22 protein-coding genes and 1 pseudogene are annotated in these 25377 nt (G+C 59.7%); 13 read left to right on the top strand and 10 right to left on the bottom strand.

What is annotated here, in order from left to right; all coding sequences use genetic code 11:
- Both BMX68_RS06865 and BMX68_RS06860 read left to right on the top strand, forming a co-directional pair.
- Entirely contained in the window at positions 1 to 1653 is a 1653-nt protein-coding gene (locus BMX68_RS06865; RefSeq protein WP_074861972.1) for a VRR-NUC domain-containing protein, read from the top strand.
- Positions 1650 to 3899, top strand: coding sequence for an ATP-dependent DNA helicase (locus BMX68_RS06860; RefSeq protein WP_017133852.1), 2250 nt, complete (start codon positions 1650 to 1652; stop codon positions 3897 to 3899). The genes BMX68_RS06865 and BMX68_RS06860 overlap by 4 nt, the downstream gene beginning before the upstream one ends.
- Here the strand turns inward: BMX68_RS06860 and ispC are convergent.
- From ispC to idi, 9 genes are all read right to left on the bottom strand, one after another.
- Entirely contained in the window at positions 3876 to 5048 is a 1173-nt protein-coding gene (gene ispC, locus BMX68_RS06855) for a 1-deoxy-D-xylulose-5-phosphate reductoisomerase (RefSeq protein WP_017133851.1), read from the bottom strand. The genes BMX68_RS06860 and ispC overlap by 24 nt on opposite strands.
- 15 nt (positions 5049 to 5063) lie before the next feature.
- Entirely contained in the window at positions 5064 to 6368 is a 1305-nt protein-coding gene (gene ispG, locus BMX68_RS06850; RefSeq protein WP_017133850.1) for a flavodoxin-dependent (E)-4-hydroxy-3-methylbut-2-enyl-diphosphate synthase, read from the bottom strand.
- Positions 6368 to 7114, bottom strand: coding sequence for a terpene synthase family protein (locus tag BMX68_RS06845; RefSeq protein WP_017133849.1), 747 nt, complete (start codon positions 7112 to 7114; stop codon positions 6368 to 6370). The genes ispG and BMX68_RS06845 overlap by 1 nt, the downstream gene beginning before the upstream one ends.
- A gap of 9 nt (positions 7115 to 7123) precedes the next feature.
- Positions 7124 to 7351 carry a hypothetical protein gene (locus tag BMX68_RS06840; protein WP_017133848.1) on the bottom strand — a complete coding sequence of 76 codons (228 nt, stop codon included), beginning with the start codon at positions 7349 to 7351 and terminating at the stop codon, positions 7124 to 7126.
- A gap of 78 nt (positions 7352 to 7429) precedes the next feature.
- A complete protein-coding gene (locus BMX68_RS06835) occupies positions 7430 to 8404 on the bottom strand; it encodes a terpene synthase family protein (protein ID WP_017133847.1) in 975 nt (324 codons plus the stop codon).
- A 25-nt stretch (positions 8405 to 8429) separates the two neighbouring features.
- Positions 8430 to 9362: a 4-hydroxy-3-methylbut-2-enyl diphosphate reductase gene (ispH, locus tag BMX68_RS06830; RefSeq protein WP_017133846.1), complete on the bottom strand. Its 933-nt coding sequence runs from the start codon at positions 9360 to 9362 to the stop codon at positions 8430 to 8432.
- Positions 9359 to 11278: a 1-deoxy-D-xylulose-5-phosphate synthase gene (gene dxs / locus BMX68_RS06825; RefSeq protein ID WP_017133845.1), complete on the bottom strand. Its 1920-nt coding sequence runs from the start codon at positions 11276 to 11278 to the stop codon at positions 9359 to 9361. The genes ispH and dxs overlap by 4 nt, the downstream gene beginning before the upstream one ends.
- A gap of 20 nt (positions 11279 to 11298) precedes the next feature.
- Positions 11299 to 12234, bottom strand: coding sequence for a polyprenyl synthetase family protein (locus BMX68_RS06820; RefSeq protein ID WP_017133844.1), 936 nt, complete (start codon positions 12232 to 12234; stop codon positions 11299 to 11301).
- 11 nt (positions 12235 to 12245) lie between these two features.
- Positions 12246 to 12812, bottom strand: a complete 567-nt coding sequence (gene idi, locus BMX68_RS06815) for an isopentenyl-diphosphate Delta-isomerase (RefSeq protein ID WP_017133843.1) — start codon at positions 12810 to 12812, stop codon at positions 12246 to 12248.
- A 388-nt stretch (positions 12813 to 13200) separates the two neighbouring features.
- On the opposite strand from idi, the gene shc reads away from it, so the two are divergent.
- The 11 genes and pseudogenes from shc to BMX68_RS26630 form a co-directional block, all read left to right on the top strand.
- Positions 13201 to 15168, top strand: coding sequence for a squalene--hopene cyclase (gene shc, locus BMX68_RS06810; protein WP_017133842.1), 1968 nt, complete (start codon positions 13201 to 13203; stop codon positions 15166 to 15168).
- An 8-nt stretch (positions 15169 to 15176) separates the two neighbouring features.
- Positions 15177 to 16223, top strand: a complete 1047-nt coding sequence (locus BMX68_RS06805) for a squalene/phytoene synthase family protein (RefSeq protein ID WP_074861969.1) — start codon at positions 15177 to 15179, stop codon at positions 16221 to 16223.
- A gap of 64 nt (positions 16224 to 16287) precedes the next feature.
- Positions 16288 to 17490 (top strand): DUF3142 domain-containing protein, encoded by a 1203-nt coding sequence (locus BMX68_RS06800; RefSeq protein WP_074861965.1) that lies wholly within the window; start codon positions 16288 to 16290, stop codon positions 17488 to 17490.
- Positions 17477 to 19624, top strand: coding sequence for a hypothetical protein (locus BMX68_RS06795; protein WP_017133839.1), 2148 nt, complete (start codon positions 17477 to 17479; stop codon positions 19622 to 19624). Before BMX68_RS06800 ends, BMX68_RS06795 begins: the two co-directional genes overlap by 14 nt.
- Before the next feature lie 74 nt (positions 19625 to 19698).
- A complete protein-coding gene (locus BMX68_RS06790; RefSeq protein WP_017133838.1) occupies positions 19699 to 19929 on the top strand; it encodes a DUF465 domain-containing protein in 231 nt (76 codons plus the stop codon).
- 122 nt (positions 19930 to 20051) lie between these two features.
- Positions 20052 to 20999 (top strand): site-specific integrase, encoded by a 948-nt coding sequence (locus tag BMX68_RS06785; RefSeq protein ID WP_017133837.1) that lies wholly within the window; start codon positions 20052 to 20054, stop codon positions 20997 to 20999.
- A 70-nt stretch (positions 21000 to 21069) separates the two neighbouring features.
- Positions 21070 to 21792, top strand: coding sequence for an alpha/beta hydrolase (locus tag BMX68_RS06780; protein ID WP_017133836.1), 723 nt, complete (start codon positions 21070 to 21072; stop codon positions 21790 to 21792).
- Positions 21793 to 22011: 219 nt separating this feature from the next.
- The gene (locus BMX68_RS06775; protein ID WP_017133835.1) at positions 22012 to 22353 is read left to right on the top strand and encodes a hypothetical protein; all 342 of its coding nucleotides are present in this window, start codon (positions 22012 to 22014) and stop codon (positions 22351 to 22353) included.
- A gap of 356 nt (positions 22354 to 22709) precedes the next feature.
- Entirely contained in the window at positions 22710 to 23186 is a 477-nt protein-coding gene (locus BMX68_RS06770; RefSeq protein ID WP_143063248.1) for a CesT family type III secretion system chaperone, read from the top strand.
- Positions 23187 to 23222: 36 nt separating this feature from the next.
- On the top strand, positions 23223 to 24194 hold the full coding sequence (locus BMX68_RS06765) for a hypothetical protein (RefSeq protein WP_143063247.1): 972 nt from the start codon (positions 23223 to 23225) through the stop codon (positions 24192 to 24194).
- A gap of 74 nt (positions 24195 to 24268) precedes the next feature.
- A pseudogene (locus tag BMX68_RS26630) lies at positions 24269 to 25051 on the top strand (hypothetical protein); the annotation flags it as partial.
- Here the strand turns inward: BMX68_RS26630 and BMX68_RS26280 are convergent.
- Positions 24997 to 25350: a hypothetical protein gene (locus BMX68_RS26280; protein WP_244159621.1), complete on the bottom strand. Its 354-nt coding sequence runs from the start codon at positions 25348 to 25350 to the stop codon at positions 24997 to 24999. The pseudogene BMX68_RS26630 and the gene BMX68_RS26280 sit on opposite strands and share 55 nt — an antisense overlap.
- Between the last annotated feature and the right edge of the window lie 27 nt (positions 25351 to 25377).

Genomic DNA, 25377 nt, shown 5'->3' with positions numbered 1-25377 from the left:
GTGACGATCCAGCCCTTTGCCGATCCGTTTTACTACCTGAATAACTTCCAGCACGTACTCGACTGGCTGGCACAGCGTTATGCCGATCTATTGAACGAGCAGGAATGGGCGTTCATCGAAGATTTTTCAGCCTTGCCCAAAATTTCGCGGGCTCTGCTGGTGCGCCTGGTGATGCGCAAGGGCGAGCACTTTCGCGCCAGCAAGCTGAACTATGGCGAAATCGGCGACAGCGAAGCGGCGGTGATGCCCTTGCTGGCCCTGGGCTGGGTCCGGGACGACACTTCGCTGGAGTTGGAGGCTTTGTTCGCGGTACTGCAAAAAGCCGAGATCGTGCAAGCGTTCCAGGCCTTTATCGGGCAACCCAAGGCCAGAAAAAGCGAATTGCTGGCCGTCCTTGGCGCACACTTCAAGGACGAGACACGTTCGTTCGCCCAGTGGTGTCCGCAACTGACTGATCGACTCTACAGCCTGCAAGTCATGACACTGTGCGAGCGCCTGCGACTGATGTTCTTCGGCAATCTCTATCAGGACTGGTCCGAGTTCGTGCTGGCTGACCTGGGCATCTTCAGTTATGAAAAGGTCGAGTTCAGCGTCGAGTCGCGCAGCTTGCGCAGCCGCGCCGACGTGGACGGCTACCTGCACCTGCATAGCGCCCGTGAGGCCCTGGAAGCTGGGGTGGAGACCGTTCAGGTGCTGGAGCATATCCAGCGATTGCAGACCGACAACCCCTGGTTGGAGCGGCGACGGCATAAGCTGCTGTTTCAACTGGGACAATACAACGAGCGGCTGCAGGACCTGCCTGGTGCCTTGGCGATCTATGGCGGATGCCGCTATCCCGGTGCCCGCCTGCGCAGGATCCGGGTATTAGAACGCCTGGGCGAGCCCACGCGGGCCATGGCACTCGCCAGCGAAGCCGAAGCGAGGCCAGAGAGTGCCGAGGAGCAACAGCATCTGCTGCGAATCTTGCCACGGCTGCGACGTCGGCTTGGGCTGGCGGTGCAGGAGCGCAAAGCCCCGATGCCGGTGACGCGGCTGGACTTGAGTCTGAGCCACGAGCCGGATGAATCGGTCGAACAACGGGTCGCCCGGCACCTGCATGAGGATCATGCGCCGGTACACGTGGTTGAAAATACCCTGATCAACTCACTATTCGGCCTGCTGTGCTGGCCGGCGATCTTCGCGCCGTTGCCGGGAGCGTTCTTCCATCCCTTCCAAAGCGGGCCGGCCGATCTGCACAGCGAGGATTTTTATCCGCGCCGGGCCGAGCTGTTCGCCCAGTGCCTGGAGCAATTGGCGGACCTGCGCTACAAGCAGACCATGCGTCACACCTTTGTCAGCAAATGGGGGCTGCAATCACCCTTTGTCTTCTGGAACGTGCTGACCCAAGAGCTGCTGGAACAGGCCCTGGAGTGCCTGCCGGCGGTCCACCTGAAACACTGGTTCGAACGCCTGCTGCTGGATATCAAGGCCAACCGATCCGGCATGCCCGACCTGATCCAATTCTGGCCAGCACGCAAGACCTATCGGATGATTGAGGTGAAGGGACCGGGTGATCGCTTGCAGGATAACCAATTGCGCTGGTTGGAGTTCTGTCACCAGCACCAGATGCCGGTTGCCGTGTGCCATGTTCAATGGGCGGAGCTGCTCACTTGAACTACAGCGTGGCTGTACGCGCTTTGTGCGAATTCACCGCCAAGACCGGCGACCTGGACCTACGCTTCACTCCGTCACCGAGCGCCTTGGAGGGTATTGTCGGGCATCGCACCGTGACGGCGCGGCGTAACGAGGGGTATCGGGCCGAACTGGCGCTGGAAGGGCATTACCAGGGCCTGTCGGTCAGGGGGCGAGCGGACGGCTATGATCCGATGCAAAACCAATTGGAGGAAATCAAGACCCATCGCGGCGATCTCGCCACTCAGCCGGCCAACCATCGCCAGTTGCACTGGGCCCAGGCGCGGATCTATGGTTGGCTGGCCTGCGAGCACTTGCGGTTGACGGAAATCCACCTGGCACTGGTGTACTTCGACATTCTCAGCGAAAAGGAAACCCTGCTGCGCGAAACCTGGAAGGCCGCCGATCTCAAGGCTTTCTTTGAGCGGCAGTGCTCGCTGTTCCTGCACTGGGCCGATCAGGAAGCAGGTCATCGCACTGCTCGTAACTTGGCGGCGCAGGCGTTGGCGTTCCCCCATGGTGACTTTCGCCCCGGCCAGCGCACCTTGGCGGAAACGGTGTACAAGGCGGTGAGTACCGGGCGCTGCCTGCTGGCTCAGGCGCCGACCGGTATCGGCAAGACCCTCGGCACCCTGTTTCCGCTGCTCAAGGCCCTGGCGCCACAGCAATTGGACAAGGTGTTTTTCCTGACGGCCAAGACCCCAGGGCGCCAGCTCGCCCTCGATGCGGCACAGGTCCTGTACGACAGCAGCCCCGGCCTGCCTTTGCGGGTGCTGGAATTGGTGGCCCGCGATAAGGCCTGCGAACATCCGGACAAGGCCTGCCATGGCGATGCCTGCCCGCTGGCGCGGGGTTTCTACGATCGTTTGCCGGCTGCGCGCCAGGCGGCTAGCGGTGTCGCCCTGCTCGATCGCCGGGCGCTGCGGGAAATTGCCCTGACCCACGCCATCTGTCCGTACTACCTGAGCCAGGAAATGGCGCGCTGGGCGGATTGGGTGATCGCCGACTACAACTATTACTTCGACTTCAGCGCGCTGCTGTTCGGCCTGGCCCAGGCCAACCGGTGGCGAGTGGCAACGCTGGTGGACGAGGCCCACAACCTGGTGGAGCGCGGTCGGCAGATGTACAGCGCCAGCCTGGACCAGCAGAACCTCAATCGCTTGCGCCAGAACGCGCCAGAGCCCCTGAAAAAATCGCTGCAACGGCTGAACCGCGAGTGGAATGCCTTGCACAAGGAGTCGGTCGTGGCCTATCAGGCCTATGCCCAAGCGCCGACCCGGCTGCTTCAGGCCATGTCGCGCAGCATCTCGACCCTCGGCGATTACCTCAACGAGCATCCGCAAGGACTGGGAGCCGAACTCCAAACGTTCTACTTCGACCTCCTGCAATTCGCTCGGGTCGGGGAGCTGTTCGACGAACACTTTCTCTTTGATATCAGCCTGCGCGAGCATGGCCGGCGACGTCTGTCACAGTTGTGCCTGCGCAATGTGGTACCCGCAGCCTTTATCCGCCCACGGCTGGCAGCCGCTCGCAGCAGCGTACTGTTCTCCGCAACCCTGAGCCCCAGGCATTACTACGCCGACTTGCTGGGACTGCCGGCCGATACCGCCTGGATCGATGTCGAGTCGCCGTTCCGACGCGAGCAGCTTGAACTGCGGGTGGTCAGCGAGATTTCCACCCGTTTCGTCCATCGTCAGGCGTCGTTGCTCCCCATTGTCGAGTTGCTGGCGGAGCAGTTCGCGCAGCGCCCCGGTAACTACCTGGCGTTCTTCAGCAGCTTTGATTACTTGCAGCAGGTGGCGCGGTTGTTGGCTGAACGGCATCCACGGATTCCACTCTGGGAGCAATCGCGACACATGGATGAAAGCCAACGCCAAGCTTTTCTCGAACAGTTCACCGAGCACAGCCAAGGCATCGGCTTCGCAGTGTTGGGTGGGGCATTTGGCGAGGGCATCGATTTGCCCGGCCAGCGCCTGATCGGCGCGTTTATCGCGACCTTGGGATTGGCCCAACTGAACCCGGTCAATGAACAGATCAAACAACGCATGGCAGCGCTGTTCGGTGCCGGGTATGACTACACCTACCTGTACCCAGGGTTGCAGAAAGTCGTGCAGGCCGCAGGTCGGGTGATTCGCAGCCAGCAGGATCGTGGCGTGGTGATGCTGATCGACGATCGTTTTGCCGAGGCCAGGGTCCGGCAACTGTTACCGCGCTGGTGGCAAGTCTGACAATTGCAGCGCCCTGGCGCGTGCACGGCGGTCGGTCTCCTCGATTGCCTCAAGACTGTCTATGGCCACCGAGGCTGTCTGTTCCAGGGTTTGCGAGACGACTCGGGTGATATCGCTGAAGGCCAGCGCGCCGGCCAGAAAAGCCGCTACCGCCACTTCATTGGCCGCATTGAGCACCACACTCAGTTCACAACCGCCGCGCGCTACTTCAAGGGCCAAATGCAGGCAGGGGAAGCGCAACAGGTCCGGCTTGCTGAAGGCAAGCGGCTCGCAGCGTGTCAGGTCCAGCGGCTCGACACCGGAGTCGATACGCCGTGGGTGGGCGAGGGCTTGGGCGATGGGGGTACGCATATCGGGATTACCCAATTGCGCCAGTACCGATTGGTCGGCGTACACCACCATCGAGTGCACGATACTTTGCGGGTGAATCAGCACCTCGATTCGTTCAGCGGGCATATCGAACAGCCAGTGGGCCTCGATCACCTCCAGGCCCTTGTTCATCATGGTCGCACAGTCGACCGAGATCTTGCGGCCCATGCGCCACTTCGGATGGGCACAGGCCTGGTCGGGGGTGACGCTGCCGAGGGTGTCCAACGGACGGGTCAGGAACGGCCCGCCGGAAGCCGTCAGGATCAGGCGTTCGGGGCACACGCCTGGGTGAGTCGACAGGCACTGGAAGATCGCATTGTGTTCGCTGTCCACCGGCAGCAACCGCGCCGACGTCGCAGCGACACGCCCCATCAACAGGGCGCCGGACATTACCAGCGCTTCCTTGTTGGCCAGCAGGATGCGTTTACCGGCGTTGGCGGCGGCTAGTGTCGAAGCCAGCCCGGCAGCCCCGACAATGGCCGCGACCACGGTGTCGCATTCGTTGGCCGCAGCCACCGCCATCAACGCCTGCGGACCGTGGAGTACCTCGGTGTTGTAGCCCGACGCTTTCAGTCGGGTCGATAACTGCAGGGCGCCCTCGGCACCGGCTACCACCGCCACGGCGGGCTTGAAGCTCAGGCACTGGCGGTAAAGCTTGTCGATATTGCGGTGCGCGGTCAGCGCGAACACGGAAAAGTGCTCGGGATGCCGCGCTACCAGGTCAAGGGTGCTGTCGCCGATGGAGCCGGTGGCCCCGAGCAGGGTCAGGCGCTGGTGCATATGCTAACTCCGTGGTTACTGATCGCCACGGGCGATCAGCTCATGGGAATGGGCCGTGTATTGGCTGACCATCTGCGCCAGCCGTTCGCGTGCAGCGGCTTGCCCGCCGTAACGGGCCGCGACATAGGCCTGGAGCAAGCAGGTGAAATCATCGCCGATGGTGCTGCCCTTGAGGGTCAGCACCCGCTCGCCATCCATGTACACCGGCGCCGACGGATGTTCCCCGGCCCCTGGCAGGGAAATGCCGATATCGGCCAGGCGACTTTCCCCCGGCCCGTTGACCACGCACCCCATGACCGCCACCTGGAGTTGTTCGACCCCGGTGAAAAGACCTTTCCAGATCGGCATCTGCTCGCGAAGGTAATCCTCGATCTGCCGGGCCAATTCCTGGAAAAAGCTGCTGCTGGTACGTCCACAGCCGGGGCAAGCCACCACCGCAGGGGTGAACGCCCGCAGGCCCATGGACTGTAGGATCTGCTGGGCAACCTGCACCTCGCGAGTGCGATCACCGCCGGGTTCCGGGGTGAGTGAGATGCGCAGCGTGTCACCGATGCCTTCTTGCAGCAGAACCGCCAAGGCGGCGGTGGACGCGACAATCCCCCTGGAACCCATGCCCGCTTCGGTCAAGCCCAGGTGCAGCGGGAAATCGCAACGCGCGGCGAGGTTGCGGTACACGGCAATCAGGTCCTGAACGTGGCTAACCTTGGCCGACAGCACGATCCGTTGTGCCGGCAGACCGACCTCAATGGCCCGTTGCGCATTCTCCAGCGCCGAGACCACCAAGGTCTCGCGCATCACCGCGTCAGCGGCCTGCGGCTCGGCCAACATTGCATTGGTGTCCATCATACGTGCCAACAGGTCTGGGTCGAGGCTGCCCCAGTTAACGCCAATGCGCACCGGTTTCTGGTAGCGACAGGCAATTTCGATCATCTCGCAGAACTGCGAGTCGCGCCTGGCGCCCTTGCCGACATTGCCGGGGTTGATCCGATACTTGTCCAGCGCCTGGGCACAATCGGGGTAGGCTGCCAGCAAGCGATGGCCATTGAAGTGGAAATCGCCGATCAGGGGCACGTTGATCTGCCGTGCGTCGAGCAACTCGCGGATCTTCGCCACCTGGGATGCCGCCTCATGCCCATTAACCGTGATCCGTACCAGTTCGGCGCCAGCAAGGGCCAATTGCTCGACCTGGGCGGCAGTCGCTCGGGCGTCGGCGGTATCGGTATTGGTCATGGCCTGGACCACGATCGGACTGTCGCCGCCCATCGTGACGGGACCGATAACCACCTCGCGGGTTTTGCGCCGTGGAAGAGTGATATTCATCAGTTCACCCCTTGTCGGACACGCACATCATTGTAACGGGGCACTTGCGATGACCATACAAGATTGCCGCTCATCCAGTTTTCCAGCGTGTCGACGTAGCGTTCAATCGCCACTCTTTGCGCGTGTGGATACCGCTGGCGCTCAATGAATAGCGGCAGCCTCGCTCGCGCCTGCTGGAAGGCCCGGACAAGGTCATTCAGCAAGTCGTTGACGAACGTCATGGCTTCCTGCAGCGATAGACCCATATGGTGTTGGCAGACCATCATGTAGTTGTTGATTTCGTCGTAATGGCTTTCTTTGCCATAGGAAAAAATATCATTGACCAACACCACCACATCACTGGCAGTGTCCTGCAGGACCTGGAAAGGCCAACTACGGCAGAAGGCGTCAGGCAGTTCGGTATGCCGGGCGGCTTCACCGGCGCAGAACATCAGGTGAGTGGCGCCGGTATAGCGACGGACCTCGGCGAAGGCCAGGAGATCGAGGGGTTCGCCGCTGACCCTGGCCTCAATCTCTTTCAATACGGCGTCGAAGTAGGCGCGGATATCGGCGAGTAACCGCTGTTGGCCGTGGGGGCTCAACGCACTGCCGATCGACCCCATCAAGGCCACTCCTGCCTGCTCCAGCCCTGACGTGGCGGGGGCCACGTCCTGATCGGCGGATAATAGCGAGAACAGGCGCGCCAACAATGCCTCCGCCTCACCGACACGGTTTCTCAAGGCACCTTGGTCGAGCGCGTCGTCCAATAGGAAAATTCAGCTGATCAGACTGATCATCCACTCAAGCTCCCGCACTTGCACCTCAGGATAAGATCTGGAAGCCAGCTCGAAGAATCGGCCTGCTTCAAGCGAGCGGTGCGCTTGGGGGTTGAGCAACCCCATCGACTCCAGCCAGTCACTGGAGGCGCGGGCCGCCTCGTCCTGATGTGGGTTGATGCGTGAGACAAAGGGAATGTGGATCGATGGAAGATCGACGTAAGACATAATCTCGGACCTCATAATTGGGGGTTCGACCGAGTGCAATGAGTGCACTAGAAATGTGAGTGTTCATTGACTCAATTTCTATCGTTGATGAAAGTCGTTGTAGCGGGGCACCTGTAGCGACCAGTCCAGATTGGCGCGCATCCAGTGCTCCAGCATGTCCGCGAAGAGACGGATCGCGCGTTGCTCGATGGCTGAGAAGGCCAGAGTTTCGATCAATGCCTTCAATCGCTTTCGGGCCTTCTGAAAGCAGTTAACACGTGAAGCCAGCAATCGGTGGAGAAACGCCACCGATTCATCAATGGGCGCCTCCAGCAGGTGCCGACAGACTGGTACATAGTTGTTGCTCTCGGCGTGCAGCATCTCTTTGTCATAGGAAAATAGGTCGTTGACCATGGCGATCACATCGGTGGCGCAGTTCTGTAGCGTTTCAAACAGCCGACTTTGGTGAAAGGCGTCCGGTAGTTCCGCGTGGTTGGCATATTCACCGGCCCTGAAGATGACCATGGCGGCGCAAGTGGATCTGCGCTGCCGCACAAAACTCAATAGATCCGGCACGCCCGAGCTGGCGCGGGCCTCCACTTCATGAGATACCCAACTGAACAGACCGGCTATCTCATCGAGAAAGCGTGTTCGGCCTCGCGGGGTCATTTCATCGAGCATCGATGTCATCAATGACACACCTGAACGTTCAAGGGCGGTGTCTGGAGATATTGCGTCGGCAGGTCCCCTAAGCAGGGAAAGCATCCGTTCGAGGCGTTGTCTGGCAGCGGCGGGCGGCAAACTTTTAGCACCTTGATCCAGGCCGTCATCCAGCAGAAAGAACCAAAAGGTCAGATTCGTCACGCGTTCCAACTCAACCGGCCCGATATCAGGAAACCCTCTGGCTACCAACTCGCAGGGGCGATTGTTTTCATACTCCTGCATGACGTACTCGTGGTTCTCGAATTCCATCGACCGGAACCAGGATCTAGAAGCCTCGGTGACGGCCTCGTGGTGAGGATTGATGCGTGATTCAAAGGGGATGGAAAACAGGGAAAGATCGAATGTAGGCATAACGTTAGTTCCTGTGCTGGGCAGCTTAGCGACTACGGACGATCAGTCCTGCCGGTAGACTGAACTGGACTCGCTCTTCGCGACCCGGCAGTGTTTTGATCGTCAGAGGAGCCAGCTTTTCAAGGGCGGCGATCACGTTGTCGACCGAGGCTTCGGGGGTGGAAGCTCCTGCGGTGATACCCACGGTCTCGATATCCTGAAACCATTGCCGATCCAGTTCGGCGCCATCGGCCACCCGATAAGCAGGCACTCCGGTTTCGGCGGCGATTGCGCGTAAAGTCAGCGAATTGGCACTGTTTGCGGCGCCCACCACCAACACCAGGTCGACACATTGGCTGAGGACTCGCAACGCAGTCTGGCGATTCTGCACGGCGTAGCAGATGTCCCGGGTATCCGGTCCGACGATCTGCGGGTAGCGCAGCCGCAGGGCCTGGACCACGGCCTTGGTGTCATCGACGCTGAGAGTGGTCTGGGTGATATAGGCTATCGGCGTATCGGGCGCAAAGGGCAGTGTTTGCACCTGTTCCACGTTGCGCACGACCATCACCGGAGCTGGAATTTGCCCGAGTATGCCGATCACCTCGGGATGCCCCGCCTCGCCGATCAGGATCACCTGGTGGCCCTTGGCGGCGTACTGGCGGCCCTGGTTGTGCACCTTGCTGACTAACGGGCAGGTGGCGTCCAGCACCCGCAACTGGCGTTGGCGCGCGGCGTCCTCGACGACTCTGGCCACGCCATGAGCGCTGAATACGGTGACGGCATCCACCGGAACTTCATCGAGCTCCTCGACGAAGATCGCGCCCTTGGCCTTGAGGCTGTCGACCACATGACGGTTATGGACGATTTCGTGGCGGACATACACCGGGGCACCGTACTGTTCCAGAGCCAGTTCGACGATATCGATCGCCCGCACCACACCGGCGCAGAAGCCCCGAGGTTGGGCCAGGATGACGTTCATGAGCAACCTCCCATGGTCAGTTGCCGCCGGGATTCGCCGCGTGCCATGGCCACTTGCCCGGAGAAAATCTGGATTGCGGCGGCGATGCCTTCGGCGTCCAGGCCGCAGGCGCTCAGCAGTTGCTCCGGTGTGCCATGCTCGATGAATTGATCGTCCAACCCCAGTTGTAGAACCGGGTTGGAAAACATTGAAACGGCCAGATGTTCGAGGCATGCGGCACCGGCGCCGCCCTTCACACAGCCTTCTTCAACCGTCACCAGCAGGTCGTGACTACAGGCCAGGGCTTCGATCAGCTCGACATCCAGGGGTTTGACGTAACGCATGTTGGCGACTGTCGCGTCCAGGGTCTCGGCGGCCTTGAGGCTGGGCAGCAGCATGGAGCCGAAGGCGAGGATAGCAATGCGCAAGCCCCAGGGGCGGCTCGATTGCCGACGGATTTCACCGCGGCCCAGGGGCAGGGCATTCAGCTCGTCTTGCGTGGTGACGCCACTACCGGCGCCGCGTGGATAACGCACCGCCACGGGGCCATTCTGCAGCAGAGCGGTGTGCAGCATCTGTCGGCATTCGTTTTCGTCCGTCGGGGCCATAATCATCAGGTTGGGCACACAGCGTAGATAGGCGATATCGAACGCTCCGGTGTGGGTGGCGCCGTCCGCACCGACAATCCCGGCGCGGTCGATGGCGAGCACCACTGGCAGGTTCTGAATGGCGATATCGTGAATCAACTGGTCATAGGCGCGCTGGAGGAAGGTCGAGTAAATGGCAACCACGGGCTTCAAGCCTTCGCTGGCAAGACCCGCGGCAAAGGTCAAGGCATGCTGCTCAGCAATTCCGACATCGAAGTAGCGGTCGGGAAAACGCCGCTCGAACTCCGTCAGACCCGAACCTTCGCGCATGGCCGGGGTGATTGCCATGACGCGCGGATCGAGTTTTGCTTCATCGCACAACCAGTTGCCGAAGACCTGGGTGTAGCTCGGCCGGCCAGGTATTGTAGGTTGAATGCCCTGTTCCGGATTGAACTTCCCAGGCCCGTGGTATAGCACCGGATCGCTGGCCGCCGGGCTGTAGCCATGGCCCTTTTCGGTGACGATATGCAACAACTGCGGGCCGCGCAGGTTTTTCAGCGCCTGCAACACCGGAATCAGCTCATTGAGATCATGACCGTCGACGGGGCCTATGTAGTTGAAACCCAGCGCCTGAAACAGGGTCGCCGACAGTTTCAGCCCGGTGAGCTGTGTTTCGAATGGGTGCCCAGTCCCTTCATTTTTTGCGGCTTGTTCTCGCAGAATGCGTTTGATCGCCGCCTTGGCCGGAGGCGTGCAGCGATGGGCCGTCAATTTCCCCAAGTAATGGCGTAGCGCGCCGACGGCCGGGGAGATCGACATGTCGTTGTCATTGAGGATCACCAGGAATGGCAGGTCCTGATGCAGGCCGGCGTTGTTCATTGCCTCGTAGGCCATGCCACCGCTCAGGGCGCCGTCACCGATGACGGCGATGGCGTGCCGCTGCTCACCTTTGTTCCTAGCTCCCAGAGCCATACCCAGCGCTGCGGAAATCGAGGTGCTGGAGTGGGCCGTGCCGAAGGTGTCGTACTCGGACTCCTGGCGTCGGGGGAAACCGGATATCCCGCCTAACTGGCGGATACCGGCCATCGCCTCGCGGCGTCCGGTCAGGATCTTATGCGGGTAGGATTGATGGCCAACGTCCCAGACGATCCGATCATAGGGGGTATCGAACACATAGTGCAGCGCAATGGCTAGCTCTACGGTTCCCAGATTCGCCGACAAGTGCCCACCGGTTCGTGACACGCTGTGCAGGATAAAAGCCCGCAGTTCGTCGGCGACGGTCGAGAGTGCCCTGGGATGCAACGCTCGAAGGTCGAGAGGGCTGTCAATGGTATTCAGTAGTTGGAACATCTCGGACTCCTCCATGTGTCTCAACGCAGACGGTTGACGATCAAGTCAGCCAGGTCGTGCAGATAGATCGCCCGGAAATCGAAGTTCACCAAGGCAATATGGGCTTGTTCATTTAACTGCCGAACCAGGTTGCGTGAGGGTTCAAGGCCCAGAAGCGAGACGTAGGTTGGTTTGTGATCCCGGGCATCCTTGCCGGCTGTTTTCCCCAGTGCCGCCGAGTCCTGAGTGACGTCGAGAATGTCATCGACGACCTGGAAGGCCAGGCCGATGGCCGCCGCGTAACGATCTAGTTCATTGAGGCTGGGAACGCTCGCTTGGGCACAGAGTGCTCCCATGCGCACGGAGGCGCGGATCAGCGCGCCGGTCTTCATTTGGTGCATGTGCTCCAGGGCCGTACTGTCGAGCGCTACGCCCTGACTGCTCAGGTCGAGCATTTGTCCGCCACACATGCCTTGCGAGCCTATTGCGACCGCGAACTCTGCCATCAACAGCGCTTTACGAGCGGCGGGTAGCGGCACATAGTTCAGGGCGGTGAATGCCTGCGCCAGTAGGGCCGTACTGGTCAGAATGGCGGTGACTTCGTCGAACTGGATGTGCAGGGTCGGGCGCCCGTGGCGCAGGTGATCGTTGTCCATCGCCGGCAGATCGTCATACACCAGGGAACCGACGTGCGCCATTTCCAAAGCGGCGCCGACGATATCCAAGGCCTGGGCCGGTGCATCAAAGGCCGTGCCGCTGGCGTGACACAACAGGGGACGCAGACGTTTTCCCGGATTCAACACTGCATAACGCATGGCCTCATGCAAGCGTGACGGTGGAACTCCCGGCGACGGCAACTCATCTTCAAGCTGCTGTTCGATTCCATTGAGTATCAGTGGCCACCAGTCTTCAAAAGCGGGCAGGGCGTTCTCGGTCGGCAACGAGATCGCCAACGCATCGTGCGCGTTCTGTGTCATGAGGTGAACCTCTAGAGCGCCAGATGGCTGGTCGAAGGGGCCGCGATCGCCAGTTGGTGCCAGGCCCGCAAACTCGCGAGGGTGTAGGTCTCGAAGATTCTGCGGAACCAGACCGTATACCGTTCCGGCTCGGCGCTGATGCACCCTGGGATGTCGGACAGCAGCATCCACTTCCAGGCCAGGGCTTCATCGGGATTGACGACGGGTGGCATATCGCTGGTGCCGACGAACAAATGATCGAACTCATGCTCGATCAGATCGTTCGAGACCTGTTCCCGATAGAGCAGGGACGCCACTTTCATCAGTGGACAGGCCAACCCCATTTCTTCGAACAGTCGCCGTTGCGCGGCGGCATGAGTCTGTTCGCCCAGGCGTGGATGACCACAGCAGGTGTTGGTCCACAATCCTGGCGAATGATATTTGCCGAGGGCACGTTGTTGCAGCAGCAAACAGCCGTGCTTGTCGAAAATGAAGATCGAGAAAGCCCGATGTCGCAGGCCTTGTTGATGGATGAACAACTTATGCGCACTGCCGGTTTCGCAATCATCCTCATCGACCAAGATGAGGGTTTCTTCCATGACTCAGACTCCAGGCTAACGGTATCGCTGGACGGAACTGCGGACCAGAGTAGGTGAGAAGGCAACTCAGATGTTCCTGACCTGTGTTGATAGACATTAGATCAGCGTTGTCCCAGCGCAAGGGGAGACGGACATTCGGTTTGTCCGTTCATCGAAAGAGCAGGTCGGCCGGCTGGCGATGCACTCATTTGACAAAACCCGATTGAGCTTCAACACTTGCGAGCGTTGGGGTGTGATGCTCTTTTTCGCCATTACGCCCGTCATGACCTGGCGCTTGTTCGGTACCTCTGGTTGTATTTCCGGCTTTTCCCAAGGAAACGGTTGTCGCGAGATTGGACGAGTCTTTTCGGCTTGATGGCTCGCGGTCCCGCGAGCGGGTAGACAGTCAATGCACAACCAGCCCTTTCCTCGCGACAACCTTTCAATCGCTGTCGGGCAATCGTCCGGGGCAACATCGAACGCTGACCTGACGGAGGCTGTCGATCGAGCCACTGATGCACTGCTGGCACGCCAGCTCCCTGAGGGCCATTGGCATTATCCGTTGGAGTCCGACGTGGCAACCACGGCCCACTATCTTCTGGCCGCACGCTACCTTGGCGAAGCCATAGAGTGTGAGGTCGAGGTAAAAATCGCCGGTTATCTGCGCGCTCGCCAACTGCCCGAGGGCGGCTGGCCGCTTGATGCCGATGGCCCGATCAATGTCAGTAGCAGTGTGCTGGCTTATTTTGCCTTGAAACTGCTGGGAGACGCTCCGGACGCGCCGCATATGCGCCGGGCCTGTACGGCGATTCGCGCCCATGGCGGCGCCGAAAGCTCGAATGTCTTTGCTCGCTTTATGCTCGCGCTGTTTGGCCTGGTGCCTTGGCGGGCACTGCCGACCATGCCCGTCATCCTCTTGCTGGCACCGCGCTGGTTTCCGTTTCACCTAGCAAAAATGGCCTCCTGGGCACGGCTTGTTCTGGTTCCGCTATTGGTGATCAGCAATCAGCGCCCTCTTGCAAAAAACCTCCAGAATACCGGCCTGGAAGAACTGTTTATCCATTTGCCGTCACGTCTGGGATTGCCGCCGCGAGCGCCCCACCAACAACCGGCGCGGTTTGCCTGTTTGTGGGCAGTGGACAGGTTACTGGGCCTGTTCGATAAGGCATGGCCCAAACGACTGAAACAAAGGGCCATCGATACGGCGCTGACCTTTGTCGGTGAGCGCTTGAACGGCGAAAGTGGCCTGGGCGGACTGCATGTCGCAACGATGCTGGCGAGCCTGATGTACGAAACGGTGGGTTTTCCCTTCGAACACCCTATGCGAGTCATGGCCCGGCAGGCGAGCAACAAGCTGCTGGTGATCGAGGAGGAACAGGCCTATTGCCAACCCAGCGAGTCGCCCTTGTGGGATACCGCGTGGGCGCTACACGCGTTGCTGGAGACACAGACCCTTCGTGGTTGCAGTGCCGCATTGCAAGGCGCGCAGTGGCTGCGCACGCTACAGATTCTCGAAGTGCACGGCGATTGGGCGCAGCAAGCGCCTGATTTGCCTCCTGGCGGCTGGGCGTTTCAGTACCGTAACGAGCGTTATCCCGACGTCGACGATAGCGCCGTGGTGGCGGCAGCCCTCCATCGCGCCAGCCGGTTGAATGCCGACAAGGCAGGCTTGGAAGCGACCCGACGGGCTTGTCGCTGGGTGGCCGGCTTGCAAAGTCACAATGGTGGCTGGGGCGCATACGATAGAGACAATACCGCCGAGTACCTGAACGATCTGCCGTTTGCCGATCACGCCGCCATGACCGACGCGCCGACAGCGGATGTGACGAGTCGCTGCTTGTCATTGCTGGCGCCTTTTCAGCAAGATGCGGAAGAGGCCAGGGTGGTGCGCGATGCAGTCGATTGTCTATGGGCGATGCAAGAATCCGATGGTAGCTGGTTGGGCCACTGGGGCGTCACTTATATCTACGGTACCTGGTCGGCGTTGTGTGCGCTCGACACCGCCGGTGTCGACCATCAGGACCCGCGTATGCAACGCGCCGCTCGGTGGTTAGTGTCGATTCAGAATCAGGACGGAGGCTGGGGCGAGAGCGCCGGCGCCCATGAGGTGAGCGACGTTGGGCACTATCGCGCGGCGAGCACGGCTTCACAAACGGCTTGGGCCATGCTCGGACTGATGGCGGCCGGAGCCGTCGGGCACCCGGCGGTGTCGCGCGGGGCCGATTACCTGATCGCGACACAGCGCGATCAGGGCGGTTGGGCCGAGTCAGGCTTTACTGGGGCCGCAGTGCAGAAGGTGATGTACTTGCGTTATCACGGCTACAGCGAATATTTTCCGCTGTGGGCGCTGGCGCGTTATCGTAATCTTATCCCGTGAGCCTGACCATGACGCTGACTAGCGCTACTGAAATATCGACACCGCAAAGCGCCCTTGCTTATCAAGAGGCGATTTTCCCCCGCGTGTCCCGATCCTTCGCCCTCAGCATTCCGGCGTTGCCCCCCCCATTACGCAAGGCCATGACCAACGCCTATTTGCTCTGTCGTATCGCCGATACCATTGAAGACGAACCGGCGCTGCCTGTTGTCGATAAATTGCACTATGGCGCCGAATACCTGAAAACGATGGCCGGTGATATTGATGCCCGGCAGTTCTGCGATGAGCTGTCTCTACGGCTTTCCGAGGCCAGTTCGCCAGCGGAAAGAGATTTGCTACGCCAGTTTCCGTTGATTTTGGAAGTATTCCATACCCTGAGCACGGTTCAACGGGAGGCTATCTTGAGATGCCTGACTACCATGTGTTCGGGCATGGCCGAGTTCTATCGGCTTACCGGTCCTGTCGGGCTGGCGACCTTGGGTGAATTGGAGCGCTATTGCTACTACGTCGCTGGCGTGGTCGGGGTCATGTTCACCGAGCTGCTGGTGGATTTCGATCAGGAACACGCGGTTCACCGGGAGCGGATGTTGTCACTGGCGTTGTCTTTTGGCGAAGGCTTGCAATTGGCCAATATTCTCAAGGATCAATGGGAAGACCGTCAGGTCGGAATATGCCGGTTGCCACGGGACCTGTTCGAGAGGCACGGCGTAAGCCTGTTGTCATTGCACCCGAATACGCAGCCGGGTTATGGGCCGGCGATGATCGAACTGATCGGCTTCGCCCATGCCCATCTACGTCGCGCCATGGACTATGCGTTGTTGATCGCGCCACGACATTCCAGCCTGAGGTTTTTCTGCCTGCATGCCATTGGCCTGGCGATACTGACGCTGCGCAACTTGCATCGACGTCCAGATTTCCAGGCCGGATCACAAGTGAAGGTGTCACGCACATTAGCGACGGCAACCTTTATCACCTTGCAGTCGATGAGCGCTGATGATGCCGGGTTACGCCAGCTGTTCGAACGGGCGGCACGGCGGCTGCCGCTGGCCCATCTCTGAGCGTGGTTTCTTCAGGTACTATGGCGGCCAACAAATAGCTTCGTTGCGTTCGATAAAGGCTCGTATGTCCGTCACTTTTCTTGCTCGCGGGCTAATTCCGGTGGGTTTGCTCCTGCTGCTTGGTGGCTGTCAGCCGGAGCCGCCCACACCTTTCGACCAGCAACTTTATGTCTGGCAACGCCAGTGGCGGCCAGCCCACGAGCAGGCCCTGGCCCAGAGCCGGGCAGACTTTTCCACCCTGCGGGTGCTGGCGTTGCAGGTCCAACCCAAGGCCGGGTGGAGCAGGGCACTGGTCAATCTGGCGCAGCTCAAAGCCGATGGCCGTCCGGTCATCGCGGTGGTGCGCCTTGACGGCCAATTGCCGGCCCTCGATCCAGACAGGGCGCGCGCGCAGATTTCACAACTGCTGGCGGACTGGCGGGCGGCGGGCGTGGTACCGACAGGACTGGAAATCGACCATGACAGCGCCAGTGCACGCCTATCGGGCTATACTGACTTTCTGTGGAAATTGCGCCAGCACTTACCGTCTTCGTTGAAACTGAGCATTACCGCCTTGCCTGCTTGGCTCAACAGCCCCCAACTACCTGCCTTGTTGCAGGCGGTCGACAGCAGTGTGTTGCAGGTTCATGCGGTCAGTCATCCGAGGCTCGGTTTGTTTAATCCGGGGCTGGCCAGGGAATGGGCCGAGCGCTGGGGGCAGATCAGCGATAAACCTTTCTACCTGGCACTGCCGGCTTATGGCATGGCCTTGCTGCCCGGCGCCGAAGGCGCACCTGTGGTGGAAAGCGAAACGCCGCTGAGCCGTGGCGGTGAGCGCCGCGAACTGTTGGCCGATCCGCAGCAACTGGCGACCCTGGCCAAACAGCTGCGAACCCAACCACCCGCCCACCTGGCCGGGCTGATCTGGTTTCGTCTGCCGTTGCCCGGCGACCGTCGTGCCTGGAGCCTATCCACCTTACAGGCGGTGGCTCGCGGCGATGCCCTGGCGAGTCAGTGGCGGGTTGAACTGTTGGCCCAGGACGGCCTCTATGACATACGACTGGAGAACGTCGGCAATCTCGATCGAGCGCTACCCGAGCGCATTGAACTCACGGCTGAGCAATGTGATGGCGTCGACGGACTCAATGGCTACACCTTGCAGCAAACGCCACGACATCTGATCTTTACCCGCCGATCCAGTGCGCGCATTGCCGCTGGGGGCCAGCGCGTGCTCGGCTGGGCACGCTGTATCCGAATCGATCAAGGAGCTTGGAATGTCTACCCGTAACTGGCCCCGGCACTTGCTGTGCTTGTCCCTCGGACTGCCGCTCGGATCGGCTCTGGCCTGCGGTCCGGACTTCCCGTTACGTTTGCTCGACGATCGCGCACAATCCCTGGCCGAGCTGCCGGAAACCAACTTCGCCTTTGAGGTGAGCCGTCTCGGCCAGGCTATGGCCGGTCTCAAGACTGCCACCGACGCCACGCTGCAACCCTCCTGGGACAGCGACGACAACACTCGGCCCTACCGTGAGCAGCGCGACAAGGTCGAGGCTACTGAACTGCCGGAAAACCTACGGGCTAAGGTGGCGCAGCTGCGGGCGTTGCAGGACCCGCAACAGGTGGAGGCTCTAGGGCGGGAGCTGCCTGACGAATTACGCCTGTATATCGCCGGCGCGGTGGCCTTCGACATTGGCAATCAAGCCCTGGCAGCGCAGTATTTTCGCAAAGTTCTCGCGTTACCGGCTGATCAGCGCGGACTGCGCAGCACTTGGGCAGCCTATTCCCTGGGACGCGCCTTGGTGGCCTTGAGCATCGAGGCCAGTGTCGATCCGCAAGTGATCTCGGCGGCGCTGCGGGCCCAGGCGCGACTGGCCTTCCAGCAGGCGCGGCAACTGAGTGCCGAGGACTTCAGCGACCCGTTGGAGCTGGGAATTGCCAGCCTCGGGGAAGAAGCCCGGTTGGCCAAACTCAACGGCGACTGGGAAAGCGCGGTCCAATTGTACGCCAGTCAGAGCCGCTTGGGCGCGGGTACAGGCTATAGCTCGCTCAAGCAGGTGGCCCGAGAACTGGTGGCGCTGGCGGACGAGCAGTTGCTGGAGCAATTGAAGTACCCAACGGTGCAGAAGCTGTTCACCGCCTACCTATTGAGTCGTGTCGGCTGGTTCTTCGACGAGCAGCCGGCGCAGGAGCAACGCCTGACCCGGTTGCTGCTAGCGAGTGTCACCGCCAGTTTCGACAACGCCGATCGCCTGGCGGCGCTGAGTTATCAGAAGGGTGACTTCGTCGCCGCCAGAGCCTATCTCGATCACGCCGGTGACGGCGGCCTGGCCTGGTGGGTGAGGGCCAAGCTGGCCTTGCGCGACGGCGACAAGCTCCAGGCAGCTGCCGCCTATGCCAAGGCAGCCGAGGCGTTTCCCAAGGACGAGGTGTGGGGGCCACGGCGTAACGCGGACGGGGCCTGGGAAAATGTCCAGCCCGGCTGCCGGGTCGAGGGTGAAAGCGCGATCCTGGCCCTGGATCGCGGCGACTACCTGCAAGCCTTCGACCAGCTCTATCGTAGCCAGGACATCTACTGGCCCGATGCGGCAACTGTGGCCGAGCGGGTCCTGACTCTTGATGAACTAAAGATCTATGTCGATACCCAGGTAGCTGCGCCGCCGCTGGCCAAGGCGCAAGATCGGGACAACTATGTCCTGCGCCCGATAGCCGCGCAATTGCGCGAACTATTGGGGCGACGCTTGCTGCGTGAAGGTCGCTACGATGAAGCACCGGCCTACTTCGAAAGCCCGGAACTGCAAGCTGCTGCCCACGCATACGGCAAGGCCCGCCAGGACGCCGCATCGCGCTGGACCGCTACTGGCCGGGCCGAGTCGCTGTTCGCGGCGGCGACCCTGGCGCGCAAGTCGGGGATGGAGATACTCGGTTACGAGATGTCGCCGGATTATCGCTGGCTGGGCGGCGGATATAGCCTGGGCAAACTGGAGGTGAAACCGGGACCATTCCTGGAAACAGCGGAGGTGCGGCGCCAACAGGGCAGCGAAGCCAGGCCCAACCAGCGTTATCATTATCGCTGGATCGCGGCGGACCTGGCGAACCACGCCGCCGATCAGTTGCCTCGCAGCAGCCAGGCCTTCGCCGCGGTGCTTTGCAACGCCGCTGGCTGGGTGGCGGGTAGCGACGAAGAAATCCGCTATTACCAGCGTTATGTCGAGCAGGGGCCGTATGTCAGTTGGGCGGCGAATTTCGGCCAGCAGTGCCAGGAGCCAAAGTTCGATGAGGCCAATAAACGCTACCTGACCCAACCATTGAACAGCGTGCGTTCGGCATTGCGACCTTACAAGGCGCTGCTCCCGGTGGCCGCCCTGGTATTGCTCGGTGGTGTAGCGTGGCGGTGGGTTCGTCGTCGTAAAGCCACACGGTGAAGCAATCGAGCTCAGGGCGTGCTATTGCTTAAGGGCAACGCCCTGAACAGCCATCAGCCACAAGAGGTGACGATATGCCGGTTAAGCACGATTTGTTCGCAGACCTGAACTTGACCCGGGAGCAGATCAAGGAGAGTAGGGCTCAGGACAACAAACTCAATCAGTTGCTCAATGACTATGAAGATATTGACAAACGTGTGTTGGCAGCCGAGTCGGCCCTGGCGGCAGATGATGAACTGAAAAGGCTCAAGGAGAAGCGCTTGCTGGTGAAGGACAAGATCGTGCAGCAGCTTAGCACTCAATAAACCTGACATTGATCGTTCCCTCGCTCGGGCGCGGGAACGTCGGTCTCCCTATAGTTCAACGGTACTGTATAATCACACAGTGGATTATACTGCGGGATTCATGTCCCGCCTGAGCGAAGGTTTTGTCTTCTCCATCTCTGATTGCGCCCGTCAACCCGCTGGCGGAAGTCCTTCCACCGGTCACACTCTACCTGGCGCGCCTGGCGCCTTCCAGCCGACAGACCATGCGTTATGTGCTGCAGGATGCGGCGGATCGCCTGGGTCTGGACGACACGCCAATCGACGAGATTCCCTGGCACCAGCTACAACCGGCGCATATCACCGCGCTGGTGGCGGCCTTGCGCGAAGACGGCTTTGCTCCCAATACCTCCTCGCTGTACGTCAACGCTATTCGTGGGGTGATGAACCAGGCCTGGCAGCAGGACCTGATCACCCCCGAGCAACTGATGAAGATCCGCGCGGTCAAGGCAACCGGCGGTTCGCGCCTGAGCCCGGGGCGCAACCTGCGGCGCACGCTGATCCGTGAACTGATGGACGTGTGTGCCGCCGATCCACGCCCTCAGGGTCTGCGCGATGCAGCGATCATTGCGATCCTCTATGGCAGCGGCATGCGCAAGTCCGAATCGGTGAACATCGAGCTGCGTCAAGTCGATATGGCCCAGCGTAGCCTGCGGGTCATGGGCAAGGGCAATCGCGAACTGATCAAGTTCGCCCCGGCCTGGGCCTTCGACAAGCTCGACATTTGGTTGAAGTTTCGTCGCGAGCAATTGCCCGAAGGAGTCGCCGACGATGACTTTCTGTTCAACCGCATTCGGCGCGGCCACCACATTACTCGCGAGCGTCTGACCAAACACGCGATCTACTACATTGCCAAGCAACGTGGGCGGCAAGTCGGCGTCGAGATCATGCCCCATGATTTCCGGCGTTCGTTTATCACCAGAGTGATCGAGGAATACGACGTGTCGATTGCCCAGAAACTGGCACACCACGCCAATATCGCTACCACGGCAGGCTACGACACGCGTGACGACAACGAGCGGCGCAATGTCACCGACCGCCTCCTGTTGTGAAGGTCCGACGGGGTGGGCGGTGTTAAGCTCCAGTCACCCCACAGACTGACCACTCCAAAAAGGAGCGAAGATGTTCAGACCCCTTGTCCTTGCCTTGCTGCTGACTTGCTCCCTGGCACAGGCGCAATCCAAGTTGCTCGCGGATATGCCGCTGAATTACCTCGAGCAGACCAGCCTCGAGACCCAAGACCAGCCGCTGGTGATTTTCCTTCATGGCTATGGCAGCAACGAACGGGACCTGTTCGGCATCAAGGACAACCTGCCGGCCAACTACACCGTTCTATCGGTACGCGGTCGCCTGGAGCTGGACTCGGGCAGTTACCAGTGGTTTCACAAGCGTACCGGTATAGCTCAGTACGACGGCAACAGCGATGACCTTAAGCTCAGTGCCCAGGCGCTGACCGATTTTATCCAGCGGGTCACCGAGAAGTACCATACCCAGCCGGATAAGGTGTTCCTCGTCGGTTTCAGTCAGGGGGCGATGATGACCTACGAGGTCGCGTTGCGACACCCAGAAGTGCTGCGCGGTATGGCGGCGTTGAGCGGGCGGCTGCTACCGGTGGTCAGGACACAGGTCAAGACACCGTCGAGCTACCAGTCCCTGAGTGTGTTTATCGCTCATGGCACCGCCGATCCGCAGGTTCCCTACACAGGGGCAAGCGATGCCCAGGCGTTCCTCAAGAGCCTGTCCATCGAGCCACGGTTCCATTCCTATCCCGGTGTCGGGCATACCATCAACGGTCCCGAAGTCACAGACCTGGCAAACTGGATCAGTACCTCGTTGAAACCCTGACAAGACTTTCGACTGCGCTTTGGCAAACAAGCGAGGCACATTGCCAGCGATTAAGCCGGGTCCGCCTGTTTCTTTGCTGGTTTCGATGCGCTGATGTTACAGGGGCTTGTATCGGTTCTGATGATAGTGACCATTAAACATTGCAAATTCTGTTTTCCTGGAAAACCCGGACAATCGCCGTCATCGAAATGACCCACTGTCTTTTTTCAGGAACCGCCCATGCGCTTTCTACTTCTCCCTGTTCTGGCCCTGGCCTCGTTGCTGCTTTCTGCGTGTGCCTCGGCACCCAACGATCCGACCCTGACCTTACAGACCAGCAAGACACCGGAGCAGTATAAGGAATGCGTTGTACCGAAGTTGCAGAAAAACGCCCTCAACCCGATGGTGTCGCAGACTCAGCGACACTACAAGATCGTCGTCGCCAGCAAATTCGCGGCAGACAATGTGCTTGAGGCCTATAAGGCTCCGAGCGGAGGGAAAGTGTTCGTCTACGAGCGCCAGCTGCTGGCGTCTACCTTCGAGCCCTCGAAGTTCAAACGCGCCGCGCAGGACTGCCTGTAACAGCAGCGGCGAGGTCGTGGGGCGCCGGCTCCATAATCGATGACACATTTGATGAGCCAAGGCCGAAGGCTTATCGAGGTTGAATTTGCGTCGAGTGCTCGGACGGATGGCCTGCGCCGCCCATACGCCGATACCCATCTATCGCGCCATCTCATTGTTTGTTCAGTCCCATAGCTATTTTCCAGCCCCAGCTTTCGTGCTCGAACTTGGGCTAACGAACTAATCGCCCCGGCCCGCCAGGACATAACTCAACTAAATAATTGTTACATTTAGTCATGTTTTATATTCATGCTATATGGGTTTACTCATGCAAAAAGGGAGGCGGGCACCTGCTGATTCGCCTATGCAGCTAATCGATGGAACCTCTTGAAGCCCATTGCCACTCACTCGTTTTAAGCCGCTACAAGCGCTTTGCCAAAGAGAAACGAGTGATGCAACCGACCTTTACTGATGTGTTGAAGCCGCTGTTCAAATACCTGGGAATGGCGCCTTCGGTGAGCGGGCATGAAGAGGCTTTTGAGCTGATGCTGCGCTCCCAGCGTTCGATTGAATTGCACAATTACCCACTCGGCACGCTGACGCTAAGCAGCAGTCTGCCGTTTGAAGTCGCGCCAAAAGATGCGGGGAAAGTACTGCTGGAATTACTCCAGGCCAATGTCATGAACCCGCTGTCTCCACCCGTTGTGATTGCTGCCAATAGCGTAGGTGATCAGATTGTGCTGTGGGCTCGTGTAGCGTGGGAAGGATTGACGCCCGATCAACTGATCAGCCTTTATGAACGTTTTGCTCACTACACCGAAACCGTGAACAAGCGGCTGGCTGTGTCTGCGTAAAAACCTGCTCATCCAATATCCTAGGTATTCATTATCATGAACAACAATGGTATTCCGTCTCACAGCGGCGGCTACGCTCATCACAATCAATACAACAGTCCAGCGCCGGTGGCGCCTGCGCAGCCCTCCACGGTACATGCCGCCATGCCCGAAACGACCTTGCGGATGCAGGGCCGGTACAGTCATGCAGTGGTTGTAGTGAAACCGAGAACTTTAGAGAACTTGCATCTGGCAGATAAGGTGCAGAGACACACACAACGCCTATTGCCCCACGGCGCCGGCAACCAGTGGCTGTCGGTGCTTAGCTCTCAAGGTGAAAGTTATTCCCGTGGGCACCTGACTCGTGAACTTAAGCCAGAGTTTCGTAAACAAAATCCCCAGATAGACAGGACTTACAACAGCGCAAGAGCAGCAGCAACCCTGCAAGGCGGTAACTGCCAGGAGTTTGCTGACATCGCTTATACACTGCTTGCCGCGCGCGGCGCCAATACGCCAGTGTTCCATGTTTCGTACAGGAACGACCACATCCTGGTGATGCTCGGCGATCCGCGCGAAAGCAGTGAAAACGTGGCATTGGTCGACGCATGGCCGAGTATCCCCGTCGCGACGACGCTAAGCAATTCACTTATCAATCCCAACGATCTGGTCGTGAAGAAGCAGTTTAATAGCCGCTCGGGTAATCCCGATGCGCAGGCTGTGCTCAGTGGCATACGGCCGATGTCGAGCGTGGAGGTCAATCAACGCATGCAGGCCCAGGGGTTTCCGGCAATCGGTCCTGCGTTGGTCCAGGAGTTGGCTGAGTGTCTTAAGGAGGAAGGCCAGTTTTTTTACGATGTGCGCACACTATCTGCCGACCCGAGCATGAAATACACCGACGGTCACCAACATCCAGAATCCTTTGACAGGATGAGCAGCAATCAGTTGGCCGGAAAACTTGCGGTGGTTCGTGAGTACGAACAGAAGGTTCAGACTCACCCGGATCTGTATGGGCGGTTCAAGGGGATTTAGATATCTCTGAAAGCGGACGGGTAATGGGATTTATGCCGGTTGAAATGTGTCCGACTTAGGTAAGGAAGCGAGAAATGGATAGATTTTATCGTGTTGTCTGGTGTATTAGCCGTCATGGCTGGAAGATGGTAGCCTCGGAATTAGCATCTTCTGCTGGACAGTCATGCAATATTAAAAAGGTGGGGCTCTGGGTTGCAACGAGCACTACTATGGCGTTGAGCAGTGTCCAGCCTGTTTGGGCTAACACCATTACTCCAAACGGAAGCTGTGTCGGAGCAGTAGCACCTGCCGTGACGGTGGGTCGACTTACTACTGGCGTAAATACGGCCGGGCCTACCGATGGCAGTGGAACCTATTCGACAGTGGCAGGATGCAACGCTAACGGTAATGCGCTTAGCGCCGCCTCTGCATACGGTTCATTTGCCACGGTAAGCGGTGATGGCGGCTCGGCTTTTGGCTTCAATAGCAGTGTGGCGAAATGGGGTAGCGCCTTCGGCCTTGAGACCGTTGCAACGGGTATTGGCTCTACTGCCTTGGGCTTTGGTAGTAACGCGACAGCGCTGAACTCTGTTGCGATTGGCGGAGCAGGCGGTAATGGCACAACAGCCCTATCTGTCGCGAACTCCACAACAGCTTCAGGTACAGGCTCTATTGCAATCGGCAGCAATAATATAAAGGGAGCCCAGGCAACGGGTACCGACGCCATAGCGATCGGCGCTCAGAGCGGCGCCGGCGCCGCTTCTGCGACAGCGTTAGGTGTGCTGGCTAATGCCGCACAGAGTAATGCTGTCGCAATAGGTAGTCATACTTCGGCGTCGGGCGCCAGTAGCACAGCCATAGGCAATGGAGCGTCCGCGAGCCAACTGGGCACCATCGCAATAGGCAATGGTTCAACGGCTTCTGCTGCCAACGCCATCAGCATCGGTAGCGGGAATAACGTCAGCGGGGCAAACTCAGGAGCCATTGGCGACCCGACGACGATCACGGGTGCAGGCTCATACTCGCTGGGTAACAACAACATCATCAGTGCCAACAATGCATTTGCGCTAGGCAACAACATCAATGTTGCGGCAGGTCTGGACGGTGCTGTTGTGTTGGGCAATAACTCAACCGTTGCAGCTGCTAAAGCAACGCCCGATGCGACTATCAACGGCACCACCTACACCTTTGCAGGCGGCGCTCC

Source organism: Pseudomonas agarici, from assembly GCF_900109755.1.
Lineage (GTDB): Bacteria > Pseudomonadota > Gammaproteobacteria > Pseudomonadales > Pseudomonadaceae > Aquipseudomonas > Aquipseudomonas agarici.
This window is presented reverse-complemented; position numbering and strand designations above follow the sequence as displayed.